Origin of the sequence: Streptomyces sp. NPDC088810, from assembly GCF_044750305.1 — a bacterium.
Lineage (GTDB): Bacteria > Actinomycetota > Actinomycetes > Streptomycetales > Streptomycetaceae > Streptomyces.
Window position 1 is genome coordinate 1 of record NZ_JBIVJQ010000024.1, and the last position, 10,185, is coordinate 10,185.

General features: G+C 74.2%; 1 protein-coding gene and 1 pseudogene. Both read left to right on the plus strand.

What is annotated here, in order from left to right:
* A partial coding sequence (locus ACIP4Y_RS38395; RefSeq protein WP_401401794.1) for an SDR family NAD(P)-dependent oxidoreductase occupies positions 1-4,349 on the plus strand: 4,349 nt, incomplete at its 5' end.
* A gap of 131 nt (positions 4,350-4,480) precedes the next feature.
* A pseudogene (locus ACIP4Y_RS38400) lies at positions 4,481-10,185 on the plus strand (SDR family NAD(P)-dependent oxidoreductase); the annotation flags it as partial.

The following is a 10,185-nucleotide window of genomic DNA, read 5'->3' on the forward strand; positions in this document are numbered from 1 at the left end:
CGATCGAGGCGCAGGCCCTCCTCGCGACCTACGGCCAGGACCGCGAACAGCCGCTGTGGCTCGGCTCGTTGAAGTCCAACATCGGGCACACCCAGGCCGCCTCCGGTGTGGCCGGCGTGATCAAGATGGTGGAAGCCATGCAGCACGGCATCCTGCCGCCCACACTGCACGTGGACACGCCGTCGTCCCAGGTCGACTGGACGTCCGGAGCGGTCGAACTGCTCACCGAAGCACGCGACTGGCCCGAGACCGGGCATCCCCGACGGGTCGGTGTCTCCTCCTTCGGGCTGAGCGGTACCAACGCCCATCTGATCCTGGAGCAGGCATCGGAGGAGCCCGCTGCGGAGCCCGTGGTCCCGGCCGACGGCGTGGTGCCGGTGGTCGTGTCGGCGCGGAGCACGGGTGCGCTGGCCGGGCAGGCCGGGCGGCTGGCTGCGTTCCTCACCGATACCGGTGCCCCGCTGGGGGCCGTTGCGGGGGCGCTCGTGTCCCGGCGGGCGGTGCTGTCGGAACGGGCCGTGGTGGTCGCCGGGTCGCGCGAGGAGGCGGTGGCCGGGCTGGAGGCGCTGGCTACGGGTGAGTCGTCGCCGATCGTGGTGACGGGGTCGGATGCCGACGGGAAGACGGTGTTCGTGTTCCCGGGGCAGGGCTCGCAACGTGTCGGTATGGGCCGTGAGTTGTATGAGCGGTATCCGGTGTTCGCGCGGGCGCTGGATGACGCTTGTGCTGCCTTGGACGGGCAGCTCGGTGCGGAACTCCCCATCAGGGATGTGATCTTCGGCAACGCGGATTTGCTGGGCCAGACGGTGTTCACGCAGGCCGGGTTGTTCGCGGTGGAGTCGGCGCTGTTCCGGCTGGTGGAGTCCTGGGGCGTACGGCCGGACGTGGTGGCCGGGCACTCCATCGGCGAGGTCGTCGCCGCGCACGTGGCCGGGGTGCTGTCGCTGGAGGATGCGGCGGCGCTGGTGGCTGCACGCGGCCGGTTGATGCAGGCACTCCCGGCGGGCGGTGCGATGGTCGCCGTGGCCGCCAGTGAAGCCGAGGTCGCCGAACACCTCGTCGACGGCGTCGACTTGGCGGCAGTGAACGCGCCCGGTTCGGTCGTCCTCTCCGGCGATGAAACGGCGGTTCTCGCCGTTGCTGAGGAGCTGCGCGAGCAGGGTCGCCGGGTCAAGCGGCTCACGGTCTCGCACGCTTTCCACTCGGCGCTGATGGAGCCGATGCTGGCGGAGTTCGCGGAGGCTCTGTCCGGGCTGACGTGGAACGAGCCGTTGATCCCGGTGGTGTCGAACGTGACCGGTCGGCTCGCGGAGCCGGGCCGGTTGACGGACCCGGCGTACTGGGTCGACCACGTCCGCCGTCCGGTCCGGTTCGCCGAGGGAATCGCCGCTTCCGGTGGCTCGGTGTTCCTGGAGCTGGGCCCCGGCGGCGCGCTGACCGGCGCGATCACGGAGTCGGCGGATGCGGTGAGCGTGCCCGCGCTGCGTGACGAGCGCGGCGAGACCCAGACCCTCCTGTCGGCCGTGGCCCACCTCTTCGTCCGCGGCACCAAGGTGAACTGGGCGGCGATCCTCCCCGAGGGCGCCACCGAAGTGCATGTGGACCTGCCGACGTACGCTTTCGACCACCGCCACTACTGGCTGCAGATGGCCCCCGCCACCGACGCCGTCGCCCTCGGGCAGAGCACGGCGGATCACCCGCTGCTCGGCGCGGTGGTGCAGTTGCCTCAGTCGGACGGGCTGGTGTTCACCTCCCGGCTGTCCCTGCGCACGCACTCCTGGCTGGCCGATCACGCCGTCGGGGGAGTGGTCCTCGTGCCCGGCGCCGGGCTGGTGGAGCTGGCCGTGCGGGCCGGTGACGAGGTCGGCTGCGGGGTCGTGGAGGGGTTGGTGATCGAGGCACCGCTGGTGGTGCCCGAGCAGGGCGGTGTGCGGGTGCAGGTCACGGTCGAGGCTCCGGACGCGGAGGGCCGCCGTACGGTGGCCGTTCACTCCGCACGCGAGGACGCCGTCGGTGAGCTCGGCACCGACGCGTGGACCCGGCATGCCACCGGCACCCTCACCGGTACGGTCCCTGCGGCCGGCGCCTTCGACTTCGCCGCCTGGCCCCCGCCCGGCGCGCGGGCGGAGGACCTGACCGGTGTCGAGGAACGGCTGCTGCGACACGGCTACGAGTACGGGCCGGTGTTCCAGGGGCTGCGGGCGGTGTGGCGGCGCGGCGACGAGCTGTTCGCCGAAGTCGCACTGCCGGACGGGCAGCGGGACGCGGCGGCCCGGTTCGGCATCCACCCCGCCCTGCTGGAAGCCGCCCTGCATCCGGCGCTGCTGGATGCCTCGGCCGCCGATGACGCTCAGCCCTGGCAGCCGCTGGAGTGGAGCCGGCTGGCGCTGCACGCGGAGGGTGCCACGGTGCTGCGCGTGCGCCTGGCGCGGTCCGCCGCCGGCGCCCTGGCGGTCGAGGCCGCCGACGAGGCCGGTGGCACGGTCGTCACGGCGGAGGCCGTCACGCTACGGCCCCTCTCGGCCGAGCAGCTGTCGACGGCGGCCGGCACCGGCGCGGACGACGGGCTGTTCCGGGTGGAGTGGAGCGAGCTGCCGCCCGTGGCCGGCGCCGGTGAGGTGCCGGAGGCGACGGTGGTCGAGGCCCGGGCCGGAGCCGACGACACGCCCGTGGCATTGGCGAGCCGGGTGCTGGAGGCCGTGCAGGCCTGGCTGGCCGACGAGGGCACCGAGGACGGCCGGCTGGTCGTGGTCACCCGGGGTGCGGTGCCCGCCGGCGGCGATGCGGCGGTCACCGACCCGGCCGGCGCGGCCGTCTGGGGCCTGGTGCGTGCCGCGCAGGCGGAGAACCCCGACCGGATCGTCCTCGTCGACACGGAGACGGGTGAGGCCGACCTCGGTCCCGTGCTGGCGAGCGGTGAGCCGCAGGTGGCCGTCCGGGGCACGGCGCTGTACGTGCCACGCCTGGCCCGGCTGGTCCCGGCCGGCGGCTCCGGGGCGCCGGCGCTGGACCCGGAGGGCACGGTCCTGATCACCGGCGGTACCGGGACGCTCGGCGCCGAGGTCGCCCGGCACCTGGTCGAGCGGCACGGCGTACGCCACCTCGTGCTGGCCGGCCGCCGCGGGAAGGCGGCCGAGGGCGCGGACCGGCTCGTCGCCGAACTCGGGGAGCGAGGAGCCGACGTGTCGGTGGTGGCGTGCGACGTCACCGACCGCGATGCGCTCGCCGCGCTCCTCGCCGCCGTACCGCAAGCGCATCCGCTGACCGCTGTCGTGCACGCGGCACGCGTCTTCGACGCCGGGGTCATCGGCGAGATGGACCGGGACCGGCTGGCCCGGGTCTTCGCCCCGAAGGTCACGGCCGTCCGGCACCTGGACGAGCTGACCCGTGAACTCGCCCCCGAACTCGCCGCCTTCGTCCTGCTGTCCTCCGCCTCCTCCGTCTTCCTGGGCGCGGGTACCGGCGGCTACGCGGCGGCCAACGCCTATCTCGACGCGGTGGCCCACCGCCGCCGGGCGGCCGGTCTGCCCGCCGTCTCGCTGGCCTGGGGCCCGTGGGAGCCGGCCGGCGGCCAGGACACGGCCGCCGGTGAGGCCGTACGGAACCGGACCGGCCGGCGCGGCGGTGTCGTACCGCTCACGCCCGCGGACGGGATGGAGCTGCTCGACGCGGCACTGCCCGCCGGCGAGGCGCTGGTGCTGCCCGTGAAACTGGACCTGCGGGCGCTGCGCGCCGACGCCGCGCTGGGAGCCGGGGTCGCGCCGCTGCTCCGCGGCCTGGTGCGGACCGGCCGGAAGGCCGCCCGGGCCGGCGCCGGGGACTCCGGCGGACTCGCCCGCAGGCTGGCCACGCTGTCCCCGGCCGAGCAGGAGGCGCTGCTGCTGGAGCTGGTGCAGGGCCAGGCGGCGACCGTCCTCGGCCACACCGGGGCGGACCAGGTCAGGGCCGAAACAGCCTTCAAGGACGCCGGGTTCGACTCCCTCACCTCCGTCGAACTGCGCAACCGGCTGCGCGAGGCCACCGGCCTCAACCTGCCCGCCACCGCCGTCTTCGACTACCCGACCCCGCTCGCCCTCGCCCGCTACCTGCACGACCGACTGGCCCCGGGCGACCAGGCCGCTCCGGCCACACACCCCTTGCTCGACGAACTCAGCAAACTCGAGGCGCTGTTGGCCGACACCGCGCCCGACGACACCACCCGCGCCCAGGTCGCCACCCGGCTCCAGGGCCTGCTGACCACCTGGTCCACCACGAACGTCACCGAGCCGGACGCCGAGGAGGACCTGGACTTCGAGTCGGCTTCCGACGACGAACTGTTCGAACTCATCGACACCGAATTCGGCCACTAGCCGCCGGATACCGGACACCGGCTCCGGCCGGGTCCCGGCCGCCCACCCGCACACCATGTCCACGCCCGCCCCGCAGCCCACCTGACGCCCTTAGCCCCACTAGGAGCTGACCCGCAATGGCGGATGAAAGCAAGCTTCGCGACTACCTCAAGCGCGTTCTCGCCGACGCGCGCCGCTCCCAGCAACGCGTCCGTGAACTTGAGGCCGAGAAGGCGGAGCCGATCGCGATCGTGGGCATGGCGTGCCGGCTGCCCGGCGGGGTGACCGGCCCCGACGACCTGTGGCGGCTCGTCCGCGAACGCGGCGACGGCGTCTCGGAGTTCCCGACCGACCGGGGCTGGGACCTGGAGGCGCTGTTCGACGCCGACCCCGACAAGACGGGCAAGTCCTACGTCGACCAGGGCGGCTTCCTGCACGAGGCGGCCCTGTTCGACGCAGGTCTGTTCGGGATCTCCCCGCGCGAGGCGGTGGCGATGGACCCGCAGCAGCGGCTCCTCCTGGAAATGTCCTGGGAGGCGCTGGAGCGGGCCGGTATCGACGCGGTGACGCTCAAGGGCTCGGACACGGGCGTCTTCGTGGGCGTCATCAACGAGGGCTACGCGACCGGCGGCCCGGTCCCACCGGAGCTGGAGGGCTTCACCGGCACCGGCACCACCGGAAGCGTCGCCTCGGGCCGCATCTCCTACGTCTTCGGCCTCGAAGGCCCCGCCGTGACCGTCGACACCGCCTGCTCCTCCTCGCTGGTCGCCATGCACCTGGCCGCGCAGGCCCTGCGGCGCGGGGAGTGCTCGATGGCCCTGGCCGGCGGCGCCACCGTCATGGCCGGGCCCGGTATGTTCATGCAGTTCTCGCGGCAGCGGGCGCTGGCCGCCGACGGGCGCTGCAAGTCGTACGCCGAAGCGGCCGACGGCACCGGCTGGGCCGAGGGCGCCGGTGTCGTCGTCCTGGAGCGACTGTCCGACGCCCGCCGCAACGGCCACCGGGTGCTGGCCGTCGTCCGCGCCTCCGCCGTCAACCAGGACGGCGCATCCAACGGCCTCACCGCCCCGAACGGCCCCTCGCAGCAGCGCGTCATCCGCAAGGCGCTGGCCGAGGCGGGCCTGACCCCGGCGGACGTGGACGTGGTCGAGGGCCACGGCACGGGCACGGTCCTCGGCGACCCGATCGAGGCGCAGGCCCTCCTCGCCACCTACGGCCAGGGCCGCGAACGACCGCTCTGGCTGGGCTCGTTGAAGTCCAACATCGGACACACCCAGGCCGCTGCCGGGGTCGCCGGCGTCATCAAGATGGTTCAGGCGATGCGGCACGGCGTCCTGCCCGCCACCCTGCACGTCGACACCCCGTCCACCCAGGTCGACTGGTCGGCCGGGGCGATCCAGCTGCTCACCGAGGAACAGGAGTGGCCCCGGACCGGCCGCCCCCGCCGGGCCGGCGTCTCCTCCTTCGGCGTCAGCGGCACCAACGCCCACCTGATCCTGGAAGAACCCCCGGAGGAACCGGCCGTGGAGCCGGTGGCCCCGGGCGCCGGCGCGGTACCGCTGGTGGTGTCGGCGGCCTCCGAAGCAGCGCTGGCCGGTCAGGCCGGCCGCCTGGCCGCCTTCACCGGCGACACCGGCACACCACTCGCCCACCTCGCGAGCGCCCTCGTCAACCAGCGGTCCCTCCTGAACGAACGTGCCGTGGTCGTCGCCGGGACCCGGGAGGAGGCGGTGGCCGGGCTGGGCGCGCTGGCCAAGGGCGAGAACAGCCCCGCGGTGGTGCTCGGGTCGGCGGGGGCGTCTGGGCGGACGGTGTTGGTGTTCCCTGGGCAGGGTTCGCAGTGGCTGGGGATGGGGCGGGAGCTGCTGGAGTCCTCCCCGGTGTTCGCGGAGCGGATCGCGGAGTGCGCACGGGCTCTGGAGCCTTGGGTGGACTGGGACTTGGCGGCTGTCCTTCGAGGTGATGTCGATCTGCTGGCGCGGGTCGACGTGGTGCAGCCGGCGAGCTTCGCGGTGATGGTGGGTCTGGCCGCCGTATGGGCCTCCGTCGGGGTCGTGCCGGATGCGGTGGTCGGGCACTCGCAGGGTGAGATCGCCGCCGCCTGCGTGGCCGGTGCGCTGTCGCTGCAGGACGCGGCCAGGATCGTGGCCGTGCGCAGTCAGGTGATCGCTGGGCAGTTGGCGGGCCGGGGCGGTATGGCCTCCGTGGCGTTGTCCGAGACGGAAGCGGGCGAGCGCATCACCGCGTGGGACGGGCGGGTCGAGGTGGCCGCCGTCAACGGTCCCTCTTCGGTGGTGATCGCCGGTGACGCCGGGGCACTGGACGAGGCGCTGGCCGCGCTGGAGGCCGACGGGGTGCGGGTGCGCCGGGTGGCGGTGGACTACGCCTCCCACACCCGCCATGTCGAGGCGATCGAGGACGCGCTGGCCGAGGCGTTCGCCGGCATTCGCAGCCAGGCGCCCGTGGTGCCGTTCTTCTCGACGGTGACCGGTGAGTGGGTGCGCGAGGCGGGTGTCCTGGATGGCGGTTACTGGTATCGCAACCTGCGCAGCCGGGTCCGTTTCGGCCCTGCGATCTCCGCGCTCCTCGCCGAGGGCCACTCGGTGTTCATCGAGTCCAGTGCTCACCCGGTCCTCGTCCAGCCCGTGAACGAGATCGTGGACGAGACGGGGACGGAGGCCGTCGTCACCGGTTCCCTGCGCCGCGACGAGGGCGGTCTGCAGCGGCTGTGGACGTCGATCGCGGAGGTCTTCGTCAAGGGCGTCGCCGTCGACTGGTCCGGTGTGCTGCCCGAGGGCGCCGGTGACACCCACGTGGACCTGCCGACGTACGCCTTCGACCACCGCCACTACTGGCTCCGGCTGAACGGAGCGAGTGACGCCACCGCGCTCGGACAGGCGCCCACGGACCATCCGTTGATCGGTGCGGTCGTGGAAGTGCCCGAGACGGGCGGAGTGTTGTGCACCTCCCGGCTGTCCTTGCGCACGCACCCCTGGCTGGCGGATCACACGGTCGGCGGAGTGGTCCTCGTCCCCGCAGCGGCCCTGGTCGAGCTGGCGGTGCGGGCCGGTGACGAGGTCGGGTGCGGAACCGTGGAAGAACTCGCGGTCGGCGTGCCGCTGGTGCTGCCCGAGCAGGGCGGGGTGCGCGTCCAGGTCGCGGTCGGCGGCGTCGACGAGAGCGGCTGCCGTACGGTCACCGTGTACTCGACGCGTGAGGACGCCGCGGAGGTGAGCGGGGCGGAGGCCTGGGTGCGGCACGCCACCGGTGTGCTGACGGCGACGCCCAAGCCGGGGGAGAGCCCGCTGGCCGACTTCGGTGCCTGGCCGCCGGCCGGTGCCCAGCGCGTCGACGTGGAGGCCCTGTACGGCGGCCTGGCCCGGCGCGGTTACGAGCACGGGCCCCTCTTCCGGGCCGTACGCGGACTCTGGCGGCTCGGTGAGGAGATCCTCGCCGAGGTCGCCGTACCGGAGGACGAGCGCGAGGAGGCCGGGCGGTTCGGGGTGCATCCGGCGCTGCTGGACGCGGCCCTGCACCCGGCGCTGCTGGACGCTGCCGCGGCCGACGGCGGCTCCCGGGTGTGGCAGTACCTGACCTGGCACGGACTCGCGCTGCACGCCGTCGGCGCCACGGCGCTGCGGGTACGGATCACGCCGCAGGGCCGGGACGCGCTGGCGCTGGAGGCGGTCGACCCGGCCGGCGGGCTGGTGCTGCGGGCGGAGTCGGCGGAGCTGCGGCCGTTGTCCGCCGAGCAGTTGGAGAGGGCCTCGAGTACGGCGAGCGACGACTCGCTGTTCCGTGTCGAGTGGACCGCGCTGCCCGGAGCCGACGCGCCGGCGGGCGAGCCGCCGGCCTGGGCCGGGGTGCGCTCCGCCGCCGACGTCACCGCCCTGGCGGAGGGCTCGGCCACGGCGGGGGACCTGCCCGCGCTCGTCGTGCTGGAGGCCGTAGCGGCCCACGACCAGGACGCGGACGACCCGGCGTCGGCCTTGACGAACCGGGTGCTGGCGGCCGTGCAGGCCTGGCTGGCCGCCCCCGCCCTGGAGCCGACCCGGCTGGTCGTCGCCACCCGGGGCGCGGTACCGGCCGGCGCCGACGGCGCGGTGACCGACACGGCGGGCGGCGCCGTGTGGGGCCTGATACGAGCCGCGCAGTCCGAGAACCCGGACCGGATCGTGCTCCTCGACCTCGATCCCGCGCTCGACCCGGGCGTCCTGTTCGAGAGCACCGCCGACGTCCTGGCGCGCGTGGCGGCCGACACGGAGCCCGAACTGGCGCTGCGTGGCCAGACCTTGCTCATCCCCCGGCTCGCCCGCGCCACTGCCGGGGGCCGCCAGCAGGCGGCAGCGGAAGCAAAGGCACCCGTGACGCTGGACCCGGACGGCACGGTCCTCATCACCGGCGGTACCGGCTCGCTCGGCGGACTGCTGGCCCGGCACCTGGTCACCCGGCACGGCATCCGCCACCTCCTGCTGGCCAGCCGCCGCGGCCAAGCCGCCGACGGCGCCGCCGAACTGGTCGCCGAGCTCACCGAACTCGGCGCCGCCGAGGTCACTGTGGCCTCCTGCGATGTCACGGACCGCGACGCGGTCGCCGCCCTGCTGACCGAGGCCCGCCGGGGCGGTCGTCCGCTGACCGGGGTCGTGCACACGGCGGGCGTCGCCGACGCCGGAGTGATCGGGACCATCCAGCCCGAGCAGGTGGCGCGGGTGTTCGCGCCGAAGGTGACGGCCGTACGTCACCTGGACGAACTGACCCGCGAACTCGCCCCCGAGCTGGCCGTGTTCGTCGTCTTCTCGTCCGTTTCCTCCGTCTTCCTCGGCGCGGGCACCGGCAGCTACGCAGCGGCCAACGCCTTCCTGGACGCCGTCGCCCAGCAGCGCCGGGCCGCGGGCCTGCCCGCCACCTCGCTCGCCTGGGGTCTGTGGGACCAGGCCACCGGGGGTATGGCGGCCGGCATGGACGACCTCACCCGTAGCCGGATGAACCGGCGCGGCGGTGTCCTGCCCATGTCCCCCGACGAGGGCATGGACCTCTTCGACGCGGCCCTGCGCACCGGTGAGGCCCTGCTCGTCCCGGCCAAGCTGGACCTGCGGCAGCTGCGCACCGACGCCGGCGCCGGCCGGGCCGTCCCCACCCTGCTGCGCGGCCTGGTGCGCACCGGCCGGCAGACCGTGCGGGCCGCGGCCGGCGACAGCGGCGGCGGCCTGGCGGACCGGCTGGCCGGACTGGGCACGGCCGAGCAGGAGGAACTGCTGCTGGACCTGGTCCGGACGCACGCGGCGACCGTGCTCGGCCACGCCGGACCCGAGGGCATCAAGCCGGAGACCGCCTTCCGCGACTCCGGGTTCGACTCGCTGACCTCGGTCGAGCTGCGCAATCGGCTGCGCGAGGCCACCGGCCTCAAACTGGCCGCCACCGTCGTCTTCGACCACCCGAACCCCCTGTCCCTCGCCCGTCACCTGCACGGCGAGCTGGGCGAGACGACGGCGACCGCCCCGGCACCGGTCACGACGCTCAGGCCCGCCGACCCGGACGAGCCGATCGCGATCGTCGGCATGGCCTGCCGCCTGCCCGGCGGCGTCGACAGCCCCGACGAACTCTGGCGGTTGGTGTTCGAGGGCCGGGACGCGATGTCCGGCTTCCCCGACGACCGCGGCTGGGACCTGAGCGGCTTCTTCAGCGACGACCCGGACCAGGCCGGCACCTCGTACGTGAGCCAGGGCGGCTTCCTCTACGACGCCGCGCTGTTCGACGCCGGCTTCTTCGGCATCTCCCCGCGCGAGGCGCTGGCGATGGACCCGCAGCAGCGGCTGCTGCTGGAAACCTCCTGGGAGGCGCTGGAGCGGGCCGGCAT